This is a genomic window from Staphylococcus sp. EG-SA-14, from assembly GCF_017151935.1.
GTDB classification, from domain to species: Bacteria; Bacillota; Bacilli; order Staphylococcales; family Staphylococcaceae; genus Staphylococcus; species Staphylococcus aureus.
Genome location: NZ_JACVZM010000030.1, coordinates 1 through 25847, shown reverse-complemented (window position 1 = coordinate 25847; position 25847 = coordinate 1). Strand labels below are relative to the sequence as shown.

Sequence of the window (25847 nt, the reverse complement as noted above, 5' to 3'; positions counted from 1 at the left end):
TTACAAATATAATTGAAGAACAGCGAAAAATCGGAACCTTTTTTAGAAAAATTGACCGCCAAATCGAGTTAGAAGAACAAAAACTTGAATTGCTTCAACAACAGAAAAAAGGCTATATGCAGAAAATTTTCTCACAGGAACTGAGATTTAAAGATGAGAATGGTAATGATTATCCAGATTGGGAAGAGAAGCAATTAGGGGAATTATCACAAATTGTACGAGGGGCTTCTCCTAGACCTATTAAAGATCCTAAATGGTTTAATAAAGAATCAGACATAGGATGGCTAAGAATTTCTGATGTTACAAATCAAAACGGGAAAATTTATCATTTGGAACAAAAATTATCAATTGAAGGTCAAGAAAAAACAAGGGTTTTAGTAACAACACATTTACTATTAAGTATTGCGGCAAGTATTGGAAAACCTGTAATGAATTTTGTGAAAACGGGAGTTCATGATGGATTTTTAATATTTTTAAATCCTAAGTTTAATTTATTCTTTATGTACTATTGGCTTGAATATTTCAAGGATAAATGGAGTAAATACGGTCAACCAGGTAGTCAAGTTAATTTAAATACAGAAATTGTCAAATCTCAAACACTGAATATGCCAAGCAATCACGAACAAGAAAAAGTGGGGCAGTTTTTTAATAGAAATGAAAAACTAATTGAATTGCAGCAAGAAAAAATAATGTATCTTAAGCGACGTAAGCAGGTTTTACTTCAAAAAATGTTTATATAATAGTATTAATTATGATATTTAGTTCAGCATAGATTATAAGTAAACATAAATCCCTTCACTATTTGTTTAGCGAGGGGATTTACGTAATGTATAAAAAAGTACAGATAAATTAATAATTTCTCAATATCATCCATTTATCTTCAATGTATTTAATAGGGTCTCAAATTTTTGTTTAAGATTTTCGTTATTGTTTTTGAGTTTATTTATACTTTGTTGGGCTGCTTCGCTTGCTTTCCCTTCAAATGTACCTTCTAAACTTTGCGAAGAATTATTAATTGTTTCAATGATTTCATTTAATGTTTGAGATTTTAATGCTACATTATTTTTAGCATTGCTAACCATATTATCAGTACTATTACGCATTTCTTGCTTTAATTGTTGTAATCTAGCTTCTTCTTGACTTTTCTTTGCATCTTTTGAGCTCATATAAATTACCCTCTTTAACTAAATAGTCCAAAAACATCGCTTTCTTCTAAATCTTTTTCTTCGAATTTATTTGCAGCAAATTCTAGTTTTTCAGCAAATTGTAGCAAGTCTTTTTTGTTTTGATCTAATGCCTGAATTAAGTCATCCATTAAACCACTATTATAAAACTTGAAATTACCCGAACTTCCCTCAACTGATAAAATCTCCATATACTGTTCAAAATCGTTAGGTGTTATAAATTCATGTGAACCGCTTAGAAGCTCTGATTGATATTTATCTAAAATACGATTAGCCCCTGACATTGTTTCTTCTCTATATTCATCCAATGCAGTAATTATTTGTGTATACAAAAATAGTCTATCACGAATTGTGCTAGCGATATTACGCACTTCATCAGGCTGAATTTTTACTTTTTTGCCTGAATTTTTGGAACTACTTTTGGTTTTTTTAACAGAGATTTTCTTTTCTGCTTTTAATTTTTTACTATCGCCTCTTTTGGGAATTAATGGTTCGTCCTCATTATTTAATTCATCATCAAAAGGATTTAAATCAATGCTTAAATCTTCTTTTTGTTTATTATTAAATCCTTCTATATCAAGGTCATTTGATTCGAATAATTTATCTTTTTTATTGAGAATAGCAAAAGGATCAAAATCATTTTCACTTGTTCTATTTAATATAGAACTATCGATTTTAATAGAGTCGAAAAATCTGCTTTTTATACCAAATGGGTCAAATAATTGAAATCTATTATTAAGAGATTGGTCATCATTAAATTGTTCAAGTTCTGGCATTTCCTTCACTGTACCATCCGCATCGAAATCATTGTATGATTCAATTGTGTGTTGACCAATTAAAGGAAGAGCAGTTATAAATCCATCATAATGTGGCATTACAATTATATTTTCACCAATTGGATGATCGAAGAAGTTAAAGTTATTAATAGGATCATCAAAATGGCCAATATTGCGTATTTTTGAATCATATACACCATTATCAATGTCTTTTTTAAAGTCGCCAGTAAATGAATGGTATACGTTAGGTGCTGCAAACGTTGTACCGTTATCCAGATTATGTTTTATTAAATTATATTGAGCTAAAAACGCACCTAAACTATGTCCTAATGGGTGAATTTCACTATCTGGATATTTCTTTTTAACTGATTCAGTAAAAGCATCACTTTCGTCCATTTGAGTCGGTGCAAACTTAGCTGCCCATAGATCACCGAAAAGTGCTTTATTATTTAAATTAGAAGAAAAACTAAAAAGGTCATTTTTATCTTTTATTGTATTGTATTTTTTGTGAATAGTTGAGTTTTTTAAATCTTTATAATGATTATTAATTTTTAGATTATTTGTGTTATGATGAATGGGAAGTTGTAAATCAGTACGAATATCATTTAGACTATATGGGTCAGTGCCAGCGTAACCTATTAAAAGTTGACTCTTATCAACTTTACCTTTGATTACTGGAGCGAAAACATATGCTCTAAACCCATTCTGGGTGTCGTCGCGTTTTTCGATGACTTTGTATTGTTTTTTATTTGAAAATGTATATACCTCATCAACTGATAACTTATCATATGAATTTTCGGATAACATTCTTGCATCGCTATCTCTTAATAACATGTGGAACACTCCTTATAAAAAATAAAAAAGAGGTAATAATAAAAATGAAAAAATATATCAAACTACTTATTATAGTAATTATAACATGTTTAATTATAGTAGGGTATTTGTTACACAAAAGTAAAAAAGAACATTATATTGAGACACAAGAAAAGCGAATAGATTTGTATTTTAAATATAATCTTAACAATTATCATTCAATGAAAGTTACAAGTTTTAAAAAGAATCCAATGGGGGGTTATTTTATAAAAGGCTTTGTCAATAATAAAAAAAATTATAAATTTGATGCTGTGATATTTTCTGATACTAATAAACAATTTAAAGGAGATTTAGGTTATAAAGAGGATGAAATAGGTGAATTATTTAGAGAAAAAAATGCTAATGACCGATTAACTGTCGATGAAATAATTGAAAAAGAACACTTGGACAAAAGTGAATATGAAGCCGAGCCACCGTTATTTTTCTTTTCAGGTCCACTTGAATAAATAATATGAATAGATTAGATAATTTAATGATTTATATTTTAAAGGAAACTAAATCTATATTAAAGAATATGTAAAACTAAAATTTACTAATGTTAAAACCATTAGTCATATGGGTTGCAACGTTTTTACATTCATCGTAATACTCTGTATGCTTCATTAATTTAAAATGTTCGTCAATAAATCCAATGAAAAGGAGATGGGTTTTTTGAATAAAAAACCTCTTGTGATTGTATTTATAATTATAATATTGATTCTAGGCGGAATCTTTTTGAAGATGAAATATGATGAAATGAAATATTATGATGAGCAAAAAGAAAGAATCATATTATTTATGAAATATAATGTTAAAGGGTTTAAAGAAATACAATTCGAGGAACAAAAAGAAAACCCAATGGATGGTTATTCTATTAGTGGTTATATAAATAATGATAGAAAGTTATCATTTACAGCTGGCATAAGATCTATTGATGATTTTCAATTTGATACCGATATTTCTTATCCAGGTGAATTGGGTAGAAAATTTATTAAAAATCCTAAGTCAGTTTCTGAAATAAAGAAAGAGCAAAATACGTCCAATAAATAATAGTTCATATTGTGATGAATCAAAAATATAAGTCATTAGATGAATTTAAATATGATATAAAATCTTGCAATGCTTATAAAATCTCGACACTATAAAAATAGTATAGTGCCGAGTTTTTATTAATTATTTAGTTAATTCAAAGTTTACACCGGCCTCATTAGAGTTTGTGACACTTTTATTAATTAAAGTGTAACCTGCAATTGAAATTTTTGATTCTATATTTGAAGCTGTATTTGTAGTTTCAGGATTATAGAAGCTACATTCATATGTTTTATCATCTTTCTTTTTAATTACAAACATACCTTTGGCTTTAACTTCGACTTTAGTACCATTAATGTCAAAAGTTTTAGTACTATCACTATAATTAACCCCAGCAAATATGCCATCATTATCTTTTATTACATGAAAATCTTCATCTTGTTTAATAATATTTACAATATTATTCTTCGATTTAAAATCACTTTTTGTTAAACCAGGATACAAAACATATGCATATTTACTGTCTGATGTATTATGTGTTTGAGTTACTTCGTAATAATCATCATTTTTTTGAGTGTTGCTTTGACTGTTGTTAATATCTTTCCACTTGCCAATATGTGTTTCTTTTTTTACAGATATTTTTGGCTTGTCTAAGAAATGGTAACCAATGTTCTTTTTAGTATCGCTGGACTCTAAAAAGACGGAATGGGTTTCCTGAGTATTATCATTTGAAGTAGTATTTTCAATATCATCTTTATATAATTTATACTCATTTGCTTTACGATTTTCAATCGTTGTAATTGGATTTTCTGATGAACCAGTACTTTTAATGCCAGTTCCTAAGAAGACAATTTTATCGTTTAATATGAAATATGATTTTTTGGCAGTTAAAGTTTTGTCCTGATTTTCAAAATCCATACCAATGCTAGCATGTTGTTCATCGAATTTTGTTCCGCCTACAAAGGAATTATCATTCTTAGTATTTGTAGATGGCATATCATTTAAAGTAGTAGTACCTGGAAGACGAGTCATATCGGCTGTTGCCCAGAAGTTATCACGATAGTGTTTGACATCGCTGTTATATAAATAAGACATGCCTGCACCGGTGTGCCAACCTTTTAAGTTCTCTCCATTGATACTTTCGTAACGTGCGACATTTTTCGATGTCATACTTAATCCAAATGCAAAGTCTAATTCTTTGTTGTGATAGGTGACACGATCCATGTCATTATATATTTTAAGTTGTTGTGTTAAACCGTTAGTAGAAATAGTGCTGTCTTCAATTAAAGACTTCATTTTGCTTATATCTGAATAAGAGCTTAAATAATCGTTTTGTTTATAACTTGAATCAGATTTAACAGAAGTTTTAACGATTTGCTTATATTTAGCTTTTGTTGACTCATCCATGGCATCACTTAATCTCAACAATGATTTCATTACAGTTGCAGATGCTGAGTGACTCGTTTCATTTTCACGGCTAATGGCTCTACCACGTGATAAATCCATCATTTCACCTTTATAAATGAGTGGTAAAAATCCGTCGTCAATCCATGATTTTAAGGTTGTATTATTTTGGGTTTTATCATTAAAAGGTGTTTCTTTTATCATCGGCATCATTTGAGAAATCCCCTCTAAGAGTACAACGCCATAAGCACCAGTGTATGGGACATCTTTATGGTCGATATATGAACCATCTTTATAAAATCCATTACGTTCTTTATCAGTGGCAGAATCTTGAACGTAAGTGAAGACTTTATTAAATGAATCTATTGAATTTTTCATCATATCTTTATCTTCTTCGATAATACTTTCTAAAAGTTTTACTTTAGAAATGTCTACTAAATTTCCGCCTTTAGCTTGTTCAGGTTTTCCTACAGAAGATAATATTTTGTCACTATCTGGGGCGAAAGTTTTAATAGGGGCAGTGTATTTTTTCTTTTCATCACTTGAAATATCACCATTCAGTAATATTAGGGTATTTGTTAATGCTCTAGGTGTTCCAATTTCATAATCCCACCAATTTAAAGCTTTTTTCTTTGATGAATCAGTTATTTTAAAATTCTCAGTCAATTCTTTTACTTTTTTATCTGGCTCTTTTCCATAGGCATTTTCATGCAGCCAGTCAAGTGCATCTTTCACTTTCTTCTTGTTTTCATCTGTTTTTAACTTAGTATCTTTATGCTTCATCGCTTCTGCGATTTTCTCAATATTACGATAGGTACGAGTCATATCCGCAGACTTCGTATCTAAATCTTTTGAGTTTTCCCACAAGTATTTCCTATCACTTTCAGTTTTCATTTCCTTGAGTAATTTCTCTGCCTCTTTCTCCGTAGCATCAAACTTCTTCTTCATATCTGGATTATTCTCATCATACTTATCATAACCATAGTTAACGTCCAGCCATGTGTTCCTCAACTTTTCATAATCTGGCGTTTGAACATTCGTATCAGCCACAGCGATTTGATGTTTATCAATACTTCTGAATTCACCACCATTCAAAGTAATCACTCCGGCCATTAATAACGTAATGGTGGATAATTTTTGCCATTTCTTCATTTTATATGTCATTGACATGTCTCCTTTTTGTGTTGCGCGTGCGCAATTAATATTATGATTAATTAATAATTTAACTTTCCAAAGGATTGGAAAATTCGTTGATGCATGGAAACTATCAGTCACCATGAGATTTATTTAGTATCTATAAATGTAAAGAAATTAAAATTAGAAAATTAAATATTAACAATCTTATCGATTATAGCATTTTAAATAATTAATTTATACAATATTTAAAATAATTAAAATTGATGTAATGTAAAATGTTAGAAATGAGACAAATTTTGTTTTAAGTAATAAAATGGTAAGTGAACCTAAGAAGATATTTATTTATATTTATAATAAGATTGCTATTTTATATATAATGCGAAATGCAAAGCTGCGCGATTTTATGTATTTATTACTATGTCAAGCGAATAATTATTAAAAGTATTTTGAAACAATGCATTATAAGAGGAATATACGGAACATTGAAAAAAGATAGCATGTCAAAGTAAATTGTTTTTTGAAATCTAAAATCTATAAGAAATAAATACTACAATAGGGGGTTAAAATGAAAAAGAGATGTGTATTTGTGGTAGTTGTTGCAATATTAATAGGCCTAATTGTTATTGCTTATGCGCATAATAAACAAATAAAGGCTCATTACATTGAGACACAAGAAAAACGAATCGATTTGTATTTTAAGCATAATCTTAACAATTATAAAAATATGAAGGTGACAGATTTTCATAAAACTCCGATGGGTGGGTATTTCATTGTAGGTTATATAAATGATGATAAAAAATATAAATTCCAAGCAAGTATAGATTCGGGAAGCAATAATCAATATCAGAAAGATATTGGTTACCATGAAGATAAATTAGGCAAATTATTCAAAGAAAAAGACCCTAAATATAAACTCTCAGTCGATGAAATAATTGAAAAAGAACACTTAGACAAAAGTGAATATGAAGCCGATCCACCGTTATTCTTCTTTTCTGGGAGATTAGAGTGATGAAAAAGAAATATATCTTAATAATAGTTGTAGTAATTATAATAGGTTTGGTAGTTATTGCATATGCGCATAATAAGCAAATTAAAGACCATTACATTGAAATACAAGAAAAGAGAATAGATTTATATTTTAAATATAACCTTAATAATTATCATTCAATGAAAATTACTAGTTTTAAAAAGACGCCTATGGGTGGCTATATTGTGGATGGATATGTTAATCACAACAAAAATTATGATTTTAAAGTTCTCATCTCTGCAACTGACAATCATCAATTTGAAGATAGCATAGGATACGATGATAAGACATTTGGTAAATTATTTAAAGAAAAAGACCATAAAAATGAATTAAAATCTACAGACATTATAAAAAAAGAACACTTGGACAAAAGTGATTATGAAGCCGATCCACCGTTATTCTTCTTTTCTGGGAGATTAGAGTGATGAAAAAGAAATATATTTTAATAATAGTTAGTGTAATTTTAATAGGTATGATAGTTATTGCATATGCACATAATAAACAAAAAAAAGACCATTACATTGAAACGCAAGAAAAGAGAATAGATTTATTTTTTAAGTATAACTTGAATCATTATAAGTCACTTAAAGTAACGAGATTTAAAAAGTCGCCAATGGACAGTTATTTTATAGGTGGTTATATAAATAACAATAAAGATTATGAATTTCAAGCTTTTATTAATGTAGGTGGTAGAAAGCAATTTCAAAGAGATATAGGATATGACGAAGAAAAACTTGGAAAACTATTGAAAGAGCAAGAAATAAAAAATTGGAAAACCGTCGATCAAATAATTAAAAATGAACATTTAGATAAAAGTGAATATGAAGCCGAACCGCCGTTGTTTTTCTTTTCAGGATCGTTGGATTAGATTCGGTTGTATGGTGTAATAAAAATTATTATTATCCTCACAATCATTAAAGGACAAGAGTATTTAAAAAAATCATTACATAACATACAAAAAGTGACTATTACGAATACCAAAATTAATAATACTCGCTTTTTTGTATATATAATTGATTAAAACTATAGCTATACAGATAAACAGAACAATCTCTAAATTTAATAAGATAAACTCTTTTGACCATATATCAGATGTAGTCTTATTAAATAGATTTAAGAAATTTCCAACAGGCGGTATAAAAAATAGCAAGAACTTTAGTACTGGATAACTTTGAACAGTAATTAGGGACAACTTTCTTTACAGATGACTAGTCTATTAAAATGAATCAGCTTTTTTGAGAATTATTTTACTTAGACTGGTACTCTATAGTTTCTCAAATATCTTGTATTTTAATTTGACGAATTCAATTTAAGAGGATAGACACTCTTTGTTCAAGCATTAATAAAATCGCCTACATTTAAAATTAAACAACCCTTTAAAGGAGTTTTTTAAATAAAGCTAGGCGACTCATTATTGAGTTGATCAAATATCATTGAAACCAGAGCAAGTCTATAAAATATTTGTAACTGTTATTACTTTATCATCCTCTTTTTCAAAATAAAGTATATCTTCTTTATATTCATCCTCTAAATGTAAGTATTCTATTTCTTCCATTTCCCAAGTTGCTATATGTCGCAATGTTTAGTTGTCTAACTTCCGATATTGAACGCATCAGTCCAATTTGGCATAGAGCACTCTTTAGTTCTTGATGTTTCTCTTTAAAACCTTGCATATTTTACAAAAAGAAAAATTAGCAGTATAATTGAGATAACGAAAATAAGTATTTACTTATACACCAATCCCCTCACTATTTGCGGTAGTGAGGGGATTTTTATTGGTGCGGGGCAATTAGTGTTATTTCTGCACTAATAGGAGGTTTAGTTGGCGCAGGTGTTGGTAGTTTCCTTGGATCTATAGCTGCATCGAATATTGATACTAGTAAGGGAATATATTTAAAATTAAAAACTAAAAAGAATGCAGCCGGGGAATACGTTCTGATAGGAGAAAAATGGGGATATCAGTAAGGGTGATTTTATGGATAGATTAAAATATTCACTTAAAGTTGGTATTTTAGCATTATTATTATTTTGTACTTTAAATTATTTAGTTCCAATGCAAAGCAATGCTTTTTCAATAATTATATATTCGGCAATTTTTGCTGTGTTACTTATGCTTTTAGTTTATATATTTTTAGGAATTTTAAAGAAATGACATGAAACAAATTAACATTGGCTATGAAGAAATCTATGGGGATAGAATTTTTCATAGCCATTTTTTAAAAGGCAAGAAGTAAAAAATTGGAAAACCGTCAATCAAATAATTGAAAAAGAACACTTGGACAAAAATGAATATGAAGCCGAGCCACCGTTGTTCTTCTTTTCGGGATCGTTGGATTAGATTCGGTTGTACAGTATAATGAAAAATATTATAATAAATTTATAAAAAAGGTATTTTATTTTGAAATCATGTCCCTTCGTTACATTTAGTAGTGGAGGGGTTTTATTTTAATAATGTTTGCACCTATAGTTTTAAATTTATTAAATGATGTAGGTTCGATTTTTTAGTTAGGGAGGGGAATCAATTGAAAGTTATTGAGAAAGTTCATTATGAAGATATTTTAGAACCAGAAATAGTTCAATTAATTCAGTCATTAGTTAAGGACAAAATGGATCAACTTTTTATTACTTCTGAACATTTTGCTATTGACATAGACAAGCTATTATTTCAACTTAATTTAAAAGTTAAATATATTAAAATGGAGGGTAATACTTCGGGTTATTTAAGTGGAAGAACGATTTATATCAATAATAATCACTCGATTAATAATACAAGATTTGCAGTAGCTCGTGAACTCGGCCGTTATTTATACAAAATTAAAGATAACAACGATAATAGTCTAAAGAATTTACATGAAATGATTTATGAAAGCGCCGTAAATCAGTTTTCAGTCGACTTACTTATGCCTAAAAAGCAAATAGAGGCATTAGTCTATAATTTTTATGAAGTCAATAATATCAATTTAAATTCTGGTTTATCTGAAAAAGAACGAAACAAACTATTAAATCTTATATCATCTAAATTGGAAGTTTCGAAAATAGCCGCTGGATTAAGACTGTATAATTTAGGAATACATATTTAATAAATAATGAAATAAGCTAAGTGAACTATTAAAACCAAAAGAAAACTAATACAATTCAAGACCATGCAAACTCATTTATAAACATTGTCCGTTTATAGATAGGTATGCGTGGTCTATTTTTATAAAATATATTTAATTACAGGTTTAAACATCTATAACAAAATCTCAACAGCAAAAAATAAATCTCCATTAATCATTTATCGCGACTCAAGGAAATCATATATTTCTATTCCTTCTAACATATCGTCAATTTTAATGAGTAATTTCTCAACTAATATTCCAGGCAAATAGGCACGTGCTTTGGTGGCTTGCATCCATGCTGGTTTTGGATTATATTCGCCAATGTACCAATCAATGACTGTTGGTTTGATCATTTGACATAATCCAGCCACACCAAATTGGCCATTGGATTCTTTTGTAATAATTGCATGTAAAATTAAATGCTCGATTAGATCACAGTATACTAAGTTTTCTTTCTTTTGAACGTTGTATGAGTACTTAAATTCGGAAATGAATCTTAGGTCAGATAAGTTTTGGAATTTGTCTTCGCTTATGTGATGACAATATAATCCTTCGCTAGCTCTAGTGTATTTTCCTTTTGAAATACTTTTGATTTCTCCATTTAAAAATCGCGTGTATGATTTTTCCTTATAATAATCATCGGTTACAGCGCCATATTTATTTAAAAGGTATGCTACAGCTTGCGAGTAAGTAGCGTCTAATAATTGACTATATTCATTATATTTAGCTGTATATTCGTTTTTCTCCACTTCAATATACCTCTTTTCAAACTTTATGATATGAAATGCTTGTAATTTACAAAAAATAAAATCAGTACTCACGTAGTTACATTCGACTTTTATATGTCTATTACTCTTGTATAATACGCCAATTGATTAATATTTTGTCATTGAATTCTACATTTTTGTATTGTTTTAATAGTTCTTCAGTTCTTTGTAAACAGACTGTAACTGTATCTTCAATTGATAAATTAAATGCTGCAAAGTCTTCTAACTCTGTCCCTTTGTGAATTAAATCGATAATGTCTGGTTTCACACCTAGGGAAGAGAGTGATTCCATCATATAAGGTGTAAAGAGGGTATGCTCTGCATTGTCGATTGAAATAATACCGAGTTTAAGTTGATTAAAAAGACCATGCATAGTCATTAAGGTGTATTTTTCAAGTTGTTGTATATTCTCAAATGTTATCATAGTTTTTCTCCTAAAAATTACAATTAATCAAAGTATACCCTTATTTAACTTTAGTTTCTGCTGAATTTTTTGCATGGTTATCATGTTTTTCTACTTTATTATCAGCATTTTTATCACTTTTATCATCGACTTTTTGATTTGGTATGTCATTTTGAATTGCTTTGTTATTATCATTGTCATGATGTTGAATGTCTTCTGACTCACCATCTGTTTCATCATGATCACTCATACCTGGGTTGTATTTAGGGCTTCTCTTTTTAAATGCTTCAAATTCTTCTTTATCTTTTTCTGACATATCATCAAAAATATTAATAATCTTACCATTGTGTCGATTAACAATAGCGCAACGTTTTAAAGGTGTGCCAACTGCATCGCGGACTAGATGTTCAACATAATATTCATGTTCATTGCTTCGTTCAAGATTTGTTTTATAATTTAATGTTTGATATTCATTAACGCCTCTAGCTTTATAATTGTTTCGAACGATATCTTCGGCTTCTTGTGGTGTCATTTGCTTGTCTGTATTTGACTGTGTAGTGTTGTCAGTTTGTTGCGTCTTTTTATTAGTGTCATTTGATTTACTATTATTTTCTTTATGTTGATTAGCTCCACAGGCAGTTAATAGTGACAATGATAATGTGATTGCAACGATAGCTTTGAATTTCATTTTTTTATCTCCTTGATTTGATTATGTATAATTAATTTTTCCGTAAAAGAAGGGTAGCCGAACTACCCTGAAATTTTATTCTGTTGAAGCGTCGTACATGCTATCTTCATTGTGAATATTTTGACTAGGTGGTGCTTCACTAGTGGTAGGTTTGCTATGGGGCATAGGCTCTACAGGAGCAGTTTCTTCATTAGATTCACTTTTTTCTACACTAGATTTATCACTTTTAGACGTATTCTGCTTATCTTCATCTTTACTAGACTGTTCATTTTCTTCAGAATCATTATTTGCACTAGAAGTTGTAGCAGGTGTAGTAGCTGAAGCTTCATAACTTACATTATCGCTATTTGAACTCGCAACAGCTACTTCTGTATCTTGCTTGTCTTTTTTAGCTTTTGATGTTTTTTTAGCATCGGATAAATCAAATGTAATCTTCTTGACGCTAAATAAACTAGAAATAACTTCTAATTTTTTATCTTTTGCGTTGGCTATGTTTTCTGACACATCGAAAACAATTTTACCTTGAGCAGTGCTATCTGGATTTATACGCTGTAAGAAAAATGAATTTTCTATACTACCATTGTCACTTTGATTAGCAGACATTGAACCTGTATTATCTGCTTCAAATGTTTTATCACCGGATTTTAGCTTAAACATTGAACTATCAATTGTTAACGCTTCTTTACCTTTGTTTTTAATCGTCACATCAGCAACGACAAATATACCTTTAGCGTTTGTTGGTGCAAGAGATGGTCCTACAGATTTCATAGTTTCCACTGAATTTACAGTGACTTCAAGGTCGCCATTTTTAACAGTTTCACCGATTTTATGGGTTTTGTTCGTTTCTTTAGAACTATTTCCGCCAAGGTTACCTGTAATACCAGCTGTACAAGCTGAAATACCGATGATAATTAAAATAAATAATACTAGACAACCACCACAGCCCCAGAACCATCCTTTTTTAGATTTCTTTTGTCCGTATTGCTGGTTCTGTTGGTTTTGTTGATTTTGGAAAGCTTGGAATTGTTCCCATTGTCTTCGCTCTTCTTCGCTTTTGAATTGATTGCTCATGCCTAAAAAATCTCCCTCATTATTTACTATGTGATTAGTGCATAAAGCTAAATACAATTTGAATTCAATTCGCTTGTTGTTTAATATTTATCAGGTTCACATGCACGTTTATCTTTATCTCTATCTAAATGTGGTCGATATGCTGGATGATCGGCAGTGACACCATTCGGATATACTTGTCTAAGTTGCTTACAATTAGCAAATGATTGTTGCGTGTTTGTTTCAGTTGATGGTGAGGTCTTAGGTTGCGTGGATTGATGATGGTTACTTGATTGTTGCTTTTCTTTTAAATCATCTTTCAAGTCGTCTTGTGATTTATCTTCTGCAACGTTTGGTGTGTTAATATCATCGTCTGATTGATCTTTTGTTGTTATTTCATCAATTTCATGTTGATTATTTTCAGTATTTTCATTTGCAGGTACTTCTTCGGTTGATTGTAAATCCTCATCTGTTGCTGTTTCTGATTTTTCCTCAGGCTTATCTTCATTTTTATTTTCATCTTTTTGAGTTAATTGCGTTTTTGATGATTGATTATTAGTGGAATTGTCATTATTACTAAACATCATTGAACAGGCTGATAATAAGATTATTAATAAAATAAAAGAAATAAGGCAACCGCCGCATCCTTTTAACATGCCGCGTCTTTCAGAATTTTTAACAGATTGGTTTTGATTCTTGTTGTTCTCTGTATTCAAAGGTAAATCTCCTCTATATTTATATGTTATTTTCATGATTTACTACATAAAACCTGGATGCATTTAAGAGGGAGTTATTAAGTGTAAAACGCTTTCACTATATCACATAATCATATTTTACCAAATTAGTAGTGGAAATACTTTAATTTTTTTCAAAACTTTAAAAATATTTTTGGATTGTAGAAGTGTTAATTTAATAATTGTAAAGTTGTATTACGACTCAAAATGACACGAACATGACAACTTAATTTAACAAAATAATAATTTCTATTTGCTATAATATATTGTATTTATTTTTAGAGGTGTTGCTTTTGAAAAAGTTTTTAAGATTCAAGGGGATGAAAATATGTTTAATGCTATATCTACTGATTTTTTTAAGTAGTTGTGGCACAAATAATAAAATAGTAGACCAACGATTTGAAATACAACAACATAATGAAACAATAGGTAGTATTTACTTTTCAGCAGACTATGCACATATAAGAGGTATAGAAAAAGGCACTGCAAAATATTTCGTAGACAAAGTAGGCAGCAAACGTTACTTATTTATTGAATATATTCCGGATAATGTATTGAATTGCAAGCCGGACTTTTGGAAAACGTTAAAATATAAAAAGGACAAGGTAACATATTATGTATATCTCATTGAAAATTTAGATGATGAAGTATTCCATTTAAGTGCATTACAAGACATGAATCGTATACCAATTGACATTGCAGATGATGTGGCAAAAATGGGTAAATCACCACATCAAAATGACAGAATGACACTAAAATTAAATAAAAATAACTGATAATAGTAGACGAATGATATAACGATATGTATTGAGCATTATAACAATCATATCAATGCATCAATTCGTCTACTTTTTTATATTTTTAAACATAACCACTGCTAGAATGTCATAAAATCGTTATAATTATAATGTAAATGATTTTGGAGGAATAACGCATGGACTTTTGGTTATATAAACAAGCACAACAAAATGGACATCATATTGCGATAACAGACGGTCAAGAATCTTATACTTATCAAAATTTATACTGTGAAGCGAGTCTATTGGCTAAAAGACTCAAGGCTTATCAACAATCTCGTGTCGGGCTATACATAGATAATTCGATTCAATCGATCATTTTAATACATGCATGTTGGTTGGCAAATATTGAAATTGCGATGATTAATACAAGGTTGACACCTAATGAGATGACGAATCAGATGAGGTCAATCGATGTACAATTGATTTTTTGTACCTTGCCACTGGAATTGCGAGGGTTTCAAATTGTATCGCTGGATGATATTGAATTCGCTGGAAGGGATATTACAACGAACGGTTTGTTGGACAACACAATGGGTATCCAATATGATACATCGAATGAAACTGTGGTGCCGAAAGAGTCGCCGTCCAACATATTAAATACATCATTTAATTTAGATGACATTGCATCAATTATGTTTACATCAGGGACAACGGGCCCTCAAAAAGCGGTGCCACAAACGTTTCGTAATCATTATGCCAGTGCAATCGGATGTAAAGAGAGCTTGGGATTTGATCGTGACACTAATTGGCTATCTGTCTTGCCGATTTATCATATTTCGGGTCTCAGTGTACTTTTAAGAGCTGTTATTGAAGGTTTTACTGTGCGCATTGTTGATAAATTCAATGCCGAACAAATTTTAACGATGATTAAAAATGAACGAATCACGCACATTTCGCTTGTGCCACAAACTTTAAATTGGCTTATGCAACAAGGTTTACATGAACCTTATAATTTACAAAAAATATTACTCGGCGGTGCTAAATTATCTGCCACTATGATAGAGACGGCATTACAATATAACCTGCCAATTTATAATTCATTTGGTATGACTGAGACATGTTCGCAATTTTTAACAGCAACACCGGAAATGTTGCATGCACGTCCTGACACTGTAGGGATGCCAAGTGCTAATGTTGACGTAAAAATTAAAAATCCTAATAAAGAAGGTCATGGAGAATTAATGATTAAAGGCGCCAATGTGATGAATGGATATTTGTATCCAACAGATTTAACGGGTACGTTTGAAAATGGTTATTTTAATACGGGTGACATTGCTGAAATAGATCATGAAGGTTATGTCATGATTTATGACCGACGTAAAGATTTAATTATTAGTGGCGGTGAAAATATTTATCCATATCAAATTGAAACGGTAGCGAAGCAATTTCCAGGTATCAGTGACGCAGTATGTGTAGGGCATCCTGATGATACTTGGGGCCAAGTGCCTAAATTATATTTTGTCAGTGAAAGTGACATTTCAAAGGCACAATTGATTGCATATTTATCACAACATTTAGCGAAATATAAAGTACCGAAACACTTTGAAAAGGTTGATATTTTACCTTATACATCAACAGGTAAATTACAAAGAAATAAGTTGTATAGAGGATGATTTGATGAAGTTGACAGCTTTGCATTTTTATAAATATAGTGAGCCATTTAAGTCACAAATTGTAACACCGAAAGTCACTTTAACGCATCGTGATTGTTTGTTTATCGAATTGATTGATGATAAAGGGAATAGATATTTCGGGGAATGTAACGCTTTTCAAACAGATTGGTATGATCATGAAACAATTGCTTCAGTGAAACATGTAATTGAGCAATGGTTCGAAGATAATAGAAATAAATCATTTGAAACGTATGAAGCAGCACTAAAATTAGTAGATTCATTGGAAAATACGCCTTCTGCAAGGGCAACTATTGTCATGGCATTGTATCAAATGTTTCATGTACTGCCTTCATTTTCAGTAGCATATGGAGCGACAGCGAGCGGCTTATCAAATAAACAACTAGAGTCATTGAAAGCAACAAAGCCGACTAGAATTAAATTAAAATGGACACCTCAAATCATGGATCAAATTAGAGTGTTACGAGAATTAGACTTTCACTTTCAATTGGTTATAGATGCAAATGAGTCCTTGAATCGTCAAGATTTCACACAGTTACAGTTATTAGCGCGTGAACAGGTTCTTTATATCGAAGAGCCATTTAAAGATATCTCCATGCTTGATGAAGTAGTGGATGGAACAATACCTCCAATTGCTCTAGATGAAAAGGCGACATCATTGTCGGACATAATTAATTTGATAGAATTATACAATGTGAAAGTTGTTGTATTAAAACCATTTCGTCTAGGTGGCATTGATAAAGTGCAAACGGCAATTGATACTTTGAAAAGTCATGGTGTAAAAGTGGTTATTGGCGGCATGTACGAATATGGTTTAAGCCGCTATTTTACAGCGATGCTTGCTCGTAAAGGTGATTATCCAGGAGATGTTACACCAGCAGGTTATTATTTTGATCAAGATGTGGTGGCGCATTCAGGCATATTAAAAGAGGGGCGACTCGAATTTCGCCCCCCTTTAGTGGATATAACTCAATTACAACCATATTAATGATTATGTTTATGTGAATGCTTGCTTGCTGACTTGTCTTTTTTTAACGGAACAGGGTCAAAGCCACCTTTATGAAGCGGATGACATTTTAAAATACGACGGATACCTAAATAAAGGCCTTTGAAAGCACCGTGGTATTGAATCGCTTCTCTAGTGTACTCTGAACATGTTGGATAAAAACGACAAGTTGGTGGAGTGAGTGGCGAAATGAAACGTTGATAAAAATGAATCATCGCCAAGAATATCTTTTTCATAATAAATGCCTCCAACAATAGTAATTAACTATTATATTAACATACAATGTAGGGATGTGATGCGCGTGAAGTTTAGGGATAAAGATAATCGTCAAGTTAATTTGACATTTAAAAAGGATAATGAGCTAGCAGATGGCAATCATGTGCTAGCTATTCCAACGTTTAAAAATCAATTGCTTTTTACCAAACATAATTTACGGGGCATTGAATTTCCTGGTGGTAAAAGGGAACGCGGGGAAAGTAGTGCTGAAGCAGTTACCCGTGAATTATATGAAGAAACAGGCGCCAAAGTTAAAAATATTCATTACATAGCACAATATACCATTGAAACACATGATCAAACTGATTTTGTAAAAGATGTATATTTTATCGAAGTTGAATCATTGGTAAGCAAGAACGATTATTTAGAAACAGCAGGGCCAGTGTTGTTTAACTGTATCAATGATATTGAACTCGCACAACGGAGTTTCTTACTGCAAGATAGTACCATTTTAAAATGCGTAGAGAGGGTGCAATCACTTGGATTTTATCAAACGTAAACGAATGCCAATTGAATCTTTTACGCATCAATTCGAAGAAATTACATATTTGTCAGATGACTTACAAGTAAAAGCTTTAATGATGACACCACATCATGAAGTAAATCGCATTGTAGTATATTTGCGAGGTGGCAAAGGTCAAGTAGGACGTGTGCGCGCAGGTAGATTAATGCAATTTTCAGATAGTCAAACTTTAGTGATTGGGCCATACTACCGAGGTAACAATGGGAGTGAAGGTAAAGACGAATTTTATCGTGGCGATTTAAATGATGTGACGCAACTATTAAGATTGCTACATGATAAATATCCACATGCATTTATCCACATGGTTGGTTTTTCGCGAGGTGGTTTACAAGGATTGTTGACATTTCAAGACTTACCAGTAACAAGTTATACAATCTGGGGTGGTGTCTCAGATATTGATTTAATGTATGAAGAACGTGTCGATTTAAGAGGCATGCTACGAAGAATGATTGGTCATCCGAAAAAAGATCGAGCGGCATATGAGGCACGCCAAGCGATTCCAAACATTAATGAAAACAGTCCGCCAATATTAATTGTACATGGAGGGAAAGACCAGCAAGTTGGTATTCATCATGCGTATTATTTAGCGGACCAACTAGAGTTAAAAGGTGCTACGCATGAAACATTTTATCAAATGGCAGAAGGACATGTGCCAAGACCACCAGCGATGGTTGAAACATTGACTTATATTAAAGAGTTTATGAACCAAGTTGAGTCGCATAGCTAGTATGAAACGTGGTGTGCGCATGGGAACTATCAAGCTTTGAAGATGTGTGATATACGTTGAATGAGGGGTATGCGCTTTCAATGAAAATGTGCTCCATGCAGATAACTGTATGTGCTTTTTGTGAATAGGAACAACTTGCGTTGAGTTAACGATAAGTACTTTATGCAAAGTGGGGCAACATGCATAGCGTAAGGAACCGGTACTTTATGTGAAGACGTGCTGCTTCCATTAAATGAGTGATGCGAGTTTGGCATGAAGGTCACCTTAAATGTGCATTGTTGTAATAAAATTGCCTATAAATTTTTAGCACATAAAATAAGAGGAGCCAACCATTGTTAGACTATAACAACGGTTGGCTCTTTAATTAGTATTCAAATTTATTTGTTGAAGCTACCTTTTTCAGCAATATGTTCAACTTTTTCACCAAATTTTTCGAAGTTCTTTTCAAAACGTTGAATTAAATCTTCTGCTTGTGCTTTATATTTCTCTTTGTCGCTCCAAGCATTAATTGGATTTAAAATTGTTTTCGGTACATCTTCAATTTCTACAGGAATGCTTAAACCAAACGTACTATCTTTTGTATATTCTGCATTTTTCAATTTGCCAGAAATCGCTTGGTTTACCATTTGACGTGTGTAATGTAAGCTGATTCTACGTCCTACACCATATTTTCCGCCAGTCCATCCAGTATTAACAAGATAAACATCAACATCATGTAAATCGATAAGTTCACCTAATAAATCAGCGTAAACAGTAGGGTGTAACGGGAAGAACGGTGCTCCGAAACATGTTGAGAATGATGGTTCAGGTTCTGTCACACCACGCTCTGTACCAGCTAATTTAGAAGTGAAACCACTCAAGAAATGATACATTGCTTGGTCTTTATTTAACTTTGAAATCGGTGGAATAACACCAAATGCATCCGCAGTTAAGAAAATAATTGTATTTGGATGTGCTGCTTTTGATGGTACTACAATATTGTCAATGTGATTAATTGGATAAGCGGCACGCGTGTTTTCTGTATAACGATTGTCTTCAAAGTCCACTGAACCATCTTCTGCAACTACAGTGTTCTCTAAAATTGCACCATATTTGATTGCGTCAAAAATCTGTGGTTCTTTTTCTTTGGAAAGATTAATTGCTTTTGCATAGCAGCCACCTTCGATATTAAAGACCCCGTTTTTATTCCAGCCGTGTTCATCATCACCGATTAGTTTACGGTGTGGGTCAGCCGATAAGGTTGTTTTACCAGTGCCAGATAGACCAAAGAATAATGCAACATCGCCTTTTTCACCAACGTTTGCTGAGCAATGCATGCTCATAATATCTTGCATCGGTAAGAGATAATTCATTACAGAGAAGATACCTTTTTTCATTTCACCAGCGTATTCAGTACCGCCGATTAAAATGACTTTGTGTTTAAATGAAATAATGACAAAGGTTTCAGATTTAGTACCATCAACTTCTGGATCTGCTTTAAAATGTGGTGCAGAAACGATAGTGAAGTTAGGTTTAATCTTTGTAGCTTCTTCTTTTGATTCAGGTCTAATAAACATATTTTTAGCAAATAAATTATGCCATGCTAATTCATTGATGACTGTAAGTTTTAACATTGTATCTTTATCGCTACCAGCGTAGCCTTTAAATACGTATAGTTCATCTTTTTTATCTAAATAGTCTAGTACTTTATGGTATAACTTCAAGAAAGTTTCTTCATCGATAGGTTGATTAATTTCTCCCCAATCAATGTTATCTCTATATGAAGGTTCAGAGACAAAAAATTTGTCTTTAGGCGAACGACCAGTATATTTTCCAGTACTTGCATTAACAGCACCAAGTTCTGTTAATACCCCTTCGTTATTGTCTAAGATTTTATTATAAAGTTGTGTCGTCGAAAGTTGAAAATGTGACGTTGGTTTTTTCAGTAATTTGTCAATTTTAGTTGTTTCAGTGTATGTGTCTACTGACATCCTAAATCCCTCCAAAGCGATAATTTAAATGTAAGCCTTTACATTTAATTAGTATAACACATTAACATAATTAATCTACAATATTTTACTGTAAATTTATTTGTGAAAAATTGACATTAATTCATTAATTAGGTACTATTATTTTTAACGGATTCTCTTATCCTGAGTGGTGGAGGGACATGGACCCAATGAAACCCAGCAACCTCTTTTTTTATAAAAGAAAGGTGCCAAACCGTTTGCAGACAAATAGGTCTGAACGATAAGAGCGAATGGACGTATTAGGCCTTCTCTCTATATTAATAGTTAGAAGGTCTTTTTTATTTAGCTCACAGAGAGAGAATTTTCGTAATATAAATTTAAAGGAGCAAACTATGTTAAATAACAAACGATTATTTACTTCAGAGTCTGTTACAGAAGGACACCCAGATAAAATCGCTGACCAAGTGTCAGATGCAATATTAGATGCTATTTTAAAAGACGACCCAAATGCACGTGTAGCTTGTGAAACAACTGTTACAACAGGTATGGCATTGATCGCCGGCGAAATTTCTACAACAACATATGTTGATATTCCGAAAGTTGTTAGAGAAACAATTAAAGAAATTGGATACACAAGAGCAAAATATGGTTATGATTATGAAACAATGGCAATTTTAACTGCGATTGATGAACAATCACCTGACATTGCACAAGGCGTGGATAAAGCATTAGAGTATCGTGATAAAGATAGCGAAGAAGAAATTGAAGCAACAGGTGCAGGTGACCAAGGTTTAATGTTTGGTTACGCAACGAATGAAACAGAAACGTACATGCCTCTAGCAATTTATTTATCACATCAATTGGCAAAACGTTTATCTGATGTGCGTAAAGATGGTACGTTAAATTATTTACGACCAGACGGTAAAGTTCAGGTCACTGTTGAATATGATGAAAATGATAACCCAGTACGTATTGATACGATTGTCGTATCAACACAACATGCTGAGGATGTGACACTTGAACAAATTCAAGAAGACATTAAAGCACATGTCATTTATCCAACTGTTCCAGAAAACTTGATTAATGAACAAACTAAATTCTACATCAATCCTACAGGACGCTTTGTAATCGGTGGACCTCAAGGTGATGCAGGATTAACAGGACGTAAAATCATTGTTGATACGTACGGTGGCTATGCACGTCATGGTGGCGGATGCTTCAGTGGTAAGGATCCTACAAAAGTAGACCGTTCAGCTGCATATGCTGCACGTTATGTGGCTAAAAATATTGTTGCAGCAGGTTTAGCAGATCAATGTGAAGTACAATTGGCATATGCGATTGGTGTTGCAGAACCAGTGTCAATTGCAATTGATACATTTGGAACAGGTAAAGTTTCTGAAGGACAACTTGTCGAAGCAGTTAGAAAACACTTTGACCTAAGACCTGCAGGTATTATTAAAATGCTTGATTTGAAACAACCGATTTACAAACAAACTGCTGCTTATGGTCATTTTGGACGTACAGATGTATTATTCCCATGGGAAAAATTAGACAAAGTGGAAGAATTAAAAGACGCAGTAAAATAATAAGATGAATTGAATATAGCTAAATAAAAGATTTTCGGTATATAAATGATAATATGTATCGAAAATCTTTAGCTTTTCTATTATAATTAAAGTTATTCGTATATTAAAAAGGAGCGTTGTTGTGATGGATTTATCTTCACCGATAGTCATTGGACTCATTATTGCAGTAGTCATTGCATTAATCTTTTTTGTCCTTTTCTTAGTTGCCTTAGGTAGTAAGAAAAAAGTTAAGCGACAAACAGAAGAAAAGTATGAACAACAAGAACAAAACATTAAAAAGTCTCATGAAGAAGCTTTAGAGAAAGAGCGTATTCAAAATAAAAAGACAATTACAAAACAACAAGAAGATTATAATCACATGGTTAGTACAAAAGATCGTGAGATTGACGCGTTAAAATTGTTCTCGAAAAATCATAGTGAATATGTAACGGACATGAGATTAATTGGTATTCGTGAAAGATTAGTTAAAGAAAAACGAATTCGACCAGAAGATATGCACATTATGGCAAATATCTTTTTACCAAAGGATGGCTTTAATAATATTGAACGAATTAGTCATTTAGTATTAACAAGAACTGGTCTTTATATTATTGATTCTCAATTGTTAAAAGGTCATGTTTATAATGGTATTAGTGGCGGTCAATTTAAAGATTTACCACCAATGGAACAAGTATTTGATACATTGGATTTAGATAAATCTAGACCGCAAACTATTGTGATGGATCAAAATGATGACAAACGTTCATTATCATTTGTAAATTATTCAGATCAAATTGAGGCGATTAAACAATTGGCTGAAGACTTACAAAAAGAATTAGGTGCCAAATATACGCCAACTTCAATTTTATACTTTAATCCTAAAAATGAAGGCGATGTAACGATTTCAAATTATAATCAAAATAGTGCTGTCAAAGTGCTTGTCGGTGCTGAACAATTAGACGAGTTCTTTAACAAATTTGTATTCCATGGTCGTATTCAATACAACGTGGAAGACTTACAACAAATGATGGATAAAATTGAATCATTCAATTAAATGTTAGGCTGAAGTGATGACTATATGTTGTTACTTCGGCTTTTTTAGTTTGTCATAAATTAAACAGAATTACTTTTACAATTTGATTAATATTTGAGAGATATTACTAGAATTTTAGTGGTTGATTGCTCTAAGTGTTTTTTATCATGTATTCAACTCAGATTTGTTATGATAACAGGGTATAATACATCAAAAAGGTGAGGCGATATTTATGGAGGTTAAAACATTTTATAATGGAAACACGATGCCACAAATTGGTTTAGGGACATTTCGTGTGGAAAATGATGAAAATTGCATGGAAAGTGTTAAGTATGCCATTGAACAAGGATATCGTAGTATTGATACCGCAAAAGTTTATGGGAATGAAGAACAAGTAGGTGCTGGCATTCGTGCCGGATTGGAGTCAACTGGTATTGCTAGAGAAGACTTATTTATTACTTCAAAATTATATTTTGAGGATTTCGGTCGTGAAAATGTAGCAGCTGCTTACGAAGCTAGTTTATCTAGATTAGGTTTAAAATACTTAGATTTGTATCTAGTACATTGGCCAGGTACGAACGAAGCCGTAATGGTTGATACATGGAAAGGTATGGAAGATTTATATAAAAATAATAAAGTTAAAAATATAGGTGTCAGCAATTTTGAACCTGAACATTTGGAAGCTTTGTTGGCACAAGTGTCAATTAAACCTGTAATTAATCAAGTTGAATATCATCCATATTTAACCCAACATAAATTGAAATTATATTTGGCAGCACAACGTATCGTGATGGAATCTTGGTCACCATTGATGAATGCACAAATTTTAAATGATGAGACAATTAAAGACATTGCTCAAGAATTAGGAAAGTCACCTGCCCAAGTTGTTTTAAGATGGAATGTGCAGCATGGTGTGGTTACAATCCCTAAATCGGTAACACCAAACAGAATCTCTGAAAACTTCCAAATATTTGATTTCGAATTATCAGATGAACAAATGACGCGAATTGATGGTTTAAATCAAGATAAGAGAATTGGACCTGATCCAAAAACTTTTGAAGGATAGATTAAAATCGCTCAACTGATGAAAAGGTTAGATGAATTGTCAGGGCTTGGGACATTAAGTTCTTAGGCAATGTAAAAAAGCTGATTTCTATTAATTATTTGATAGAAATCAGCTTTTTTGATATGTATTTTATAATGTACAGCTCGTTGAGCTGCTATTTTCCTTATATTAAGTGCCATTAATACAAAACCTAGCTCTCGTTTAACTTTATTTATTCCTCGAACTGACATTGGAGTTAAACCCAAAATAGCCTTCATAAATCCAAAAACAGGCTCTACATCAATTTTTCTTTGACTATAGATTTTTTTCGTTTCTGGTTCAGAAAGCTTTTGATTAATTTGGGCTTTAAAGAATTCCCAATTATAATTCTTCATAATTTTCTTATTGGATTTCTAATTTGGCTTCATGCATTGATGTCTCAAAGAACATGATGAACAGTCATCACATTCATATAGTTTGAAGTCTCGTTTGAAACCATATCTATCATTACGGTATGCATATCTTTTAAAACCTATTCTTTTGTTATTAGGACATATAAATTCATCATTAAGTTCGTCATATTTCCAATTTTGAGTGTTAAAAACGTCACTTTTAAACTTTCTAGTTTTATCTTTAATAAACATGCCATACGTAATAAGTGGCGTTTTATTAAAATCATCTATAATAACCATATAGTTTTGCTCACTACCATAACCTGCATCAGCTACAATATACTCTGGTAAATAACCGAATGTATTTTGAATCATTGTTAAAAATGGAATTAAAGTTCTAGTATCTGTTGGGGTTTGAAATAGGTCATAGGATAAAAAAATTGAGAATTTGTCGCTATTTGTAAATTGTATCCTGGCTTAAGTTGGCCATTTTTCATATGGTCTTCCTTCATTCTCATAAAAGTTGCATCATGATCAGTTTTAGAAAAGCTATTTCTATCTTTAAGAATCGATTTTTGTTCTTCATATTTATTTTTTCTTTCGGAATAATCATCAAATTTCTTTTTGAACTTCTTAATCTCAGTTCTTTTTTTACGGGTCTGTTTTCTAATTTGAGCACAATCTTCGTTCTCAATAGAATGATTTAAATCTTCGATTTCTTTATCTAAATGACTACCAATTAAATCTA

General features: G+C 31.5%; 26 protein-coding genes, 6 pseudogenes and 1 riboswitch. Of the genes and pseudogenes, 18 read left to right on the top strand and 14 right to left on the bottom strand.

All coding sequences use genetic code 11. The features are described from left to right. A partial coding sequence (locus IDG63_RS13315) for a restriction endonuclease subunit S (RefSeq protein WP_206154568.1) occupies positions 1–740 on the top strand: 740 nt, incomplete at its 5' end. Between the two features lie 126 nt (positions 741–866). Here IDG63_RS13315 and IDG63_RS13310 read toward each other — a convergent pair. Both IDG63_RS13310 and IDG63_RS13305 read right to left on the bottom strand, forming a co-directional pair. After that, positions 867–1166, bottom strand: coding sequence for a WXG100 family type VII secretion target (locus IDG63_RS13310; RefSeq protein ID WP_000095395.1), 300 nt, complete (start codon positions 1164–1166; stop codon positions 867–869). Positions 1167–1180: 14 nt separating this feature from the next. Continuing rightward, positions 1181–2794 (bottom strand): lipase, encoded by a 1614-nt coding sequence (locus IDG63_RS13305; RefSeq protein WP_086095915.1) that lies wholly within the window; start codon positions 2792–2794, stop codon positions 1181–1183. A 44-nt stretch (positions 2795–2838) separates the two neighbouring features. Here IDG63_RS13305 and IDG63_RS13300 point away from each other — a divergent pair, with 44 nt between their 5' ends. Both IDG63_RS13300 and IDG63_RS13295 read left to right on the top strand, forming a co-directional pair. Next, the gene (locus tag IDG63_RS13300) at positions 2839–3279 is read left to right on the top strand and encodes a DUF1433 domain-containing protein (protein WP_000759947.1); all 441 of its coding nucleotides are present in this window, start codon (positions 2839–2841) and stop codon (positions 3277–3279) included. Positions 3280–3484: 205 nt separating this feature from the next. Beyond that, on the top strand, positions 3485–3862 hold the full coding sequence (locus IDG63_RS13295) for a DUF1433 domain-containing protein (RefSeq protein ID WP_001036003.1): 378 nt from the start codon (positions 3485–3487) through the stop codon (positions 3860–3862). Between the two features lie 123 nt (positions 3863–3985). On the opposite strand, the gene IDG63_RS13290 is transcribed toward IDG63_RS13295, so the two are convergent. Both IDG63_RS13290 and IDG63_RS14775 read right to left on the bottom strand, forming a co-directional pair. Next, a complete protein-coding gene (locus tag IDG63_RS13290; protein WP_000221410.1) occupies positions 3986–6409 on the bottom strand; it encodes a polysaccharide lyase 8 family protein in 2424 nt (807 codons plus the stop codon). Then, positions 6406–6480 (bottom strand): annotated as a pseudogene (locus tag IDG63_RS14775) (hypothetical protein); the annotation flags it as partial. The gene IDG63_RS13290 and the pseudogene IDG63_RS14775, both read right to left, overlap by 4 nt. Positions 6481–6947: 467 nt before the next feature. Here IDG63_RS14775 and IDG63_RS13285 point away from each other — a divergent pair. Genes IDG63_RS13285 through IDG63_RS13275 form a run of 3 tightly spaced genes read left to right on the top strand, consistent with a single transcriptional unit; the run spans position 6948 to position 8277 of the window. Beyond that, complete coding sequence (locus IDG63_RS13285) at positions 6948–7391, top strand: DUF1433 domain-containing protein (protein ID WP_000745473.1); 444 nt, start codon at positions 6948–6950, stop codon at positions 7389–7391. Further along, positions 7391–7834 (top strand): DUF1433 domain-containing protein, encoded by a 444-nt coding sequence (locus tag IDG63_RS13280; RefSeq protein ID WP_000731418.1) that lies wholly within the window; start codon positions 7391–7393, stop codon positions 7832–7834. Before IDG63_RS13285 ends, IDG63_RS13280 begins: the two co-directional genes overlap by 1 nt. Continuing rightward, positions 7834–8277 (top strand): DUF1433 domain-containing protein, encoded by a 444-nt coding sequence (locus tag IDG63_RS13275; RefSeq protein ID WP_000731412.1) that lies wholly within the window; start codon positions 7834–7836, stop codon positions 8275–8277. The genes IDG63_RS13280 and IDG63_RS13275 overlap by 1 nt, the downstream gene beginning before the upstream one ends. Before the next feature lie 582 nt (positions 8278–8859). Here the strand turns inward: IDG63_RS13275 and IDG63_RS14930 are convergent. Then, positions 8860–8988 carry a hypothetical protein gene (locus tag IDG63_RS14930; RefSeq protein WP_001215822.1) on the bottom strand — a complete coding sequence of 43 codons (129 nt, stop codon included), beginning with the start codon at positions 8986–8988 and terminating at the stop codon, positions 8860–8862. Then, positions 8984–9082: pseudogene (locus IDG63_RS14770) on the bottom strand (hypothetical protein); the annotation flags it as partial. The pseudogene IDG63_RS14770 and the gene IDG63_RS14930, both read right to left, overlap by 5 nt. 109 nt (positions 9083–9191) lie before the next feature. On the opposite strand from IDG63_RS14770, the pseudogene IDG63_RS14765 reads away from it, so the two are divergent. From IDG63_RS14765 to IDG63_RS13265, 4 genes and pseudogenes are all read left to right on the top strand, one after another. Then, positions 9192–9374, top strand: a pseudogene (locus IDG63_RS14765) (hypothetical protein); the annotation flags it as partial. 10 nt (positions 9375–9384) lie between these two features. Further along, a complete protein-coding gene (locus IDG63_RS13270; RefSeq protein WP_000375476.1) occupies positions 9385–9561 on the top strand; it encodes a hypothetical protein in 177 nt (58 codons plus the stop codon). A 93-nt stretch (positions 9562–9654) separates the two neighbouring features. Continuing rightward, positions 9655–9747, top strand: a pseudogene (locus IDG63_RS15015) (DUF1433 domain-containing protein); the annotation flags it as partial. A 113-nt stretch (positions 9748–9860) separates the two neighbouring features. Further along, positions 9861–10489, top strand: a pseudogene (locus IDG63_RS13265) (ImmA/IrrE family metallo-endopeptidase). Between the two features lie 197 nt (positions 10490–10686). On the opposite strand, the gene IDG63_RS13260 reads toward IDG63_RS13265, so the two are convergent. The 5 genes from IDG63_RS13260 to IDG63_RS13240 all read right to left on the bottom strand — a co-directional run bounded on the left by IDG63_RS13260 (position 10687) and on the right by IDG63_RS13240 (position 14170). Then, entirely contained in the window at positions 10687–11259 is a 573-nt protein-coding gene (locus tag IDG63_RS13260; protein WP_000414214.1) for an SAV1803-related protein, read from the bottom strand. A gap of 100 nt (positions 11260–11359) precedes the next feature. Continuing rightward, positions 11360–11701: a DUF3969 family protein gene (locus IDG63_RS13255; RefSeq protein ID WP_000627537.1), complete on the bottom strand. Its 342-nt coding sequence runs from the start codon at positions 11699–11701 to the stop codon at positions 11360–11362. Positions 11702–11741: 40 nt separating this feature from the next. Next, entirely contained in the window at positions 11742–12368 is a 627-nt protein-coding gene (locus IDG63_RS13250) for a hypothetical protein (RefSeq protein ID WP_000669027.1), read from the bottom strand. Between the two features lie 75 nt (positions 12369–12443). Then, a complete protein-coding gene (locus IDG63_RS13245; protein WP_000070655.1) occupies positions 12444–13439 on the bottom strand; it encodes a DUF4352 domain-containing protein in 996 nt (331 codons plus the stop codon). Between the two features lie 80 nt (positions 13440–13519). Further along, the gene (locus IDG63_RS13240; protein WP_001795535.1) at positions 13520–14170 is read right to left on the bottom strand and encodes an excalibur calcium-binding domain-containing protein; all 651 of its coding nucleotides are present in this window, start codon (positions 14168–14170) and stop codon (positions 13520–13522) included. A 302-nt stretch (positions 14171–14472) separates the two neighbouring features. Between IDG63_RS13240 and IDG63_RS13235 the strand changes: the two genes are divergently transcribed. The 3 genes from IDG63_RS13235 to menC all read left to right on the top strand — a co-directional run bounded on the left by IDG63_RS13235 (position 14473) and on the right by menC (position 17571). Next, positions 14473–14928, top strand: coding sequence for a DUF4909 domain-containing protein (locus IDG63_RS13235; protein ID WP_072414246.1), 456 nt, complete (start codon positions 14473–14475; stop codon positions 14926–14928). A gap of 158 nt (positions 14929–15086) precedes the next feature. Continuing rightward, positions 15087–16565 (top strand): o-succinylbenzoate--CoA ligase, encoded by a 1479-nt coding sequence (gene menE, locus IDG63_RS13230; protein ID WP_000348365.1) that lies wholly within the window; start codon positions 15087–15089, stop codon positions 16563–16565. A gap of 4 nt (positions 16566–16569) precedes the next feature. Then, positions 16570–17571 carry an o-succinylbenzoate synthase gene (gene menC / locus IDG63_RS13225; protein ID WP_000778538.1) on the top strand — a complete coding sequence of 334 codons (1002 nt, stop codon included), beginning with the start codon at positions 16570–16572 and terminating at the stop codon, positions 17569–17571. Here menC and yidD read toward each other — a convergent pair. Beyond that, on the bottom strand, positions 17568–17825 hold the full coding sequence (gene yidD / locus IDG63_RS13220) for a membrane protein insertion efficiency factor YidD (protein ID WP_000718107.1): 258 nt from the start codon (positions 17823–17825) through the stop codon (positions 17568–17570). The two genes, menC and yidD, sit on opposite strands and share 4 nt — an antisense overlap. Before the next feature lie 65 nt (positions 17826–17890). Between yidD and ytkD the strand changes: the two genes are divergently transcribed. Continuing rightward, positions 17891–18364 (top strand): RNA deprotection pyrophosphohydrolase, encoded by a 474-nt coding sequence (gene ytkD / locus IDG63_RS13215; protein WP_000672015.1) that lies wholly within the window; start codon positions 17891–17893, stop codon positions 18362–18364. A gap of 4 nt (positions 18365–18368) precedes the next feature. After that, positions 18369–19115, top strand: a complete 747-nt coding sequence (locus IDG63_RS13210; protein WP_001834463.1) for an alpha/beta hydrolase family protein — start codon at positions 18369–18371, stop codon at positions 19113–19115. Positions 19116–19492: 377 nt separating this feature from the next. Here the strand turns inward: IDG63_RS13210 and pckA are convergent, their stop codons facing one another. After that, positions 19493–21085 carry a phosphoenolpyruvate carboxykinase (ATP) gene (pckA, locus tag IDG63_RS13205; RefSeq protein WP_000109906.1) on the bottom strand — a complete coding sequence of 531 codons (1593 nt, stop codon included), beginning with the start codon at positions 21083–21085 and terminating at the stop codon, positions 19493–19495. A 154-nt stretch (positions 21086–21239) separates the two neighbouring features. Continuing rightward, positions 21240–21351: riboswitch (SAM riboswitch) on the top strand. A 105-nt stretch (positions 21352–21456) separates the two neighbouring features. On the opposite strand from pckA, the gene metK reads away from it, so the two are divergent. From metK to IDG63_RS13190, 3 genes are all read left to right on the top strand, one after another. Beyond that, positions 21457–22650 (top strand): methionine adenosyltransferase, encoded by a 1194-nt coding sequence (metK, locus tag IDG63_RS13200; protein ID WP_000933822.1) that lies wholly within the window; start codon positions 21457–21459, stop codon positions 22648–22650. Positions 22651–22774: 124 nt separating this feature from the next. After that, positions 22775–23683, top strand: a complete 909-nt coding sequence (locus IDG63_RS13195; RefSeq protein WP_000366155.1) for a nuclease-related domain-containing protein — start codon at positions 22775–22777, stop codon at positions 23681–23683. 211 nt (positions 23684–23894) lie between these two features. After that, positions 23895–24728, top strand: coding sequence for an aldo/keto reductase (locus IDG63_RS13190; RefSeq protein ID WP_000453317.1), 834 nt, complete (start codon positions 23895–23897; stop codon positions 24726–24728). A gap of 62 nt (positions 24729–24790) precedes the next feature. On the opposite strand, the pseudogene IDG63_RS13185 reads toward IDG63_RS13190, so the two are convergent. Further along, positions 24791–25847, bottom strand: a pseudogene (locus IDG63_RS13185) (transposase); the annotation flags it as partial.

Bases quoted from the DNA above. Each gene is read 5' to 3' on its own strand.
- IDG63_RS13310 (WP_000095395.1), bottom strand. From the start codon at position 1,166: ATGAGCTCAAAAGATGCAAAGAAAAGTCAAGAAGAAGCTAGATTACAA.
- IDG63_RS13305 (WP_086095915.1), bottom strand. From the start codon at position 2,794: ATGTTATTAAGAGATAGCGATGCAAGAATGTTATCCGAAAATTCATAT.
- IDG63_RS13300 (WP_000759947.1), top strand. From the start codon at position 2,839: ATGAAAAAATATATCAAACTACTTATTATAGTAATTATAACATGTTTA.
- IDG63_RS13290 (WP_000221410.1), bottom strand. From the start codon at position 6,409: ATGACATATAAAATGAAGAAATGGCAAAAATTATCCACCATTACGTTA.
- IDG63_RS13285 (WP_000745473.1), top strand. From the start codon at position 6,948: ATGAAAAAGAGATGTGTATTTGTGGTAGTTGTTGCAATATTAATAGGC.
- IDG63_RS13280 (WP_000731418.1), top strand. From the start codon at position 7,391: ATGAAAAAGAAATATATCTTAATAATAGTTGTAGTAATTATAATAGGT.
- IDG63_RS13275 (WP_000731412.1), top strand. From the start codon at position 7,834: ATGAAAAAGAAATATATTTTAATAATAGTTAGTGTAATTTTAATAGGT.
- IDG63_RS13270 (WP_000375476.1), top strand. From the start codon at position 9,385: ATGGATAGATTAAAATATTCACTTAAAGTTGGTATTTTAGCATTATTA.
- IDG63_RS13255 (WP_000627537.1), bottom strand. From the start codon at position 11,701: ATGATAACATTTGAGAATATACAACAACTTGAAAAATACACCTTAATG.
- IDG63_RS13250 (WP_000669027.1), bottom strand. From the start codon at position 12,368: ATGAAATTCAAAGCTATCGTTGCAATCACATTATCATTGTCACTATTA.
- IDG63_RS13245 (WP_000070655.1), bottom strand. From the start codon at position 13,439: ATGAGCAATCAATTCAAAAGCGAAGAAGAGCGAAGACAATGGGAACAA.
- IDG63_RS13240 (WP_001795535.1), bottom strand. From the start codon at position 14,170: ATGAAAATAACATATAAATATAGAGGAGATTTACCTTTGAATACAGAG.
- IDG63_RS13235 (WP_072414246.1), top strand. From the start codon at position 14,473: ATGAAAATATGTTTAATGCTATATCTACTGATTTTTTTAAGTAGTTGT.
- menE (WP_000348365.1), top strand. From the start codon at position 15,087: ATGGACTTTTGGTTATATAAACAAGCACAACAAAATGGACATCATATT.
- menC (WP_000778538.1), top strand. From the start codon at position 16,570: ATGAAGTTGACAGCTTTGCATTTTTATAAATATAGTGAGCCATTTAAG.
- yidD (WP_000718107.1), bottom strand. From the start codon at position 17,825: ATGAAAAAGATATTCTTGGCGATGATTCATTTTTATCAACGTTTCATT.
- IDG63_RS13210 (WP_001834463.1), top strand. From the start codon at position 18,369: ATGCCAATTGAATCTTTTACGCATCAATTCGAAGAAATTACATATTTG.
- pckA (WP_000109906.1), bottom strand. From the start codon at position 21,085: ATGTCAGTAGACACATACACTGAAACAACTAAAATTGACAAATTACTG.
- metK (WP_000933822.1), top strand. From the start codon at position 21,457: ATGTTAAATAACAAACGATTATTTACTTCAGAGTCTGTTACAGAAGGA.
- IDG63_RS13195 (WP_000366155.1), top strand. From the start codon at position 22,775: ATGGATTTATCTTCACCGATAGTCATTGGACTCATTATTGCAGTAGTC.
- IDG63_RS13190 (WP_000453317.1), top strand. From the start codon at position 23,895: ATGGAGGTTAAAACATTTTATAATGGAAACACGATGCCACAAATTGGT.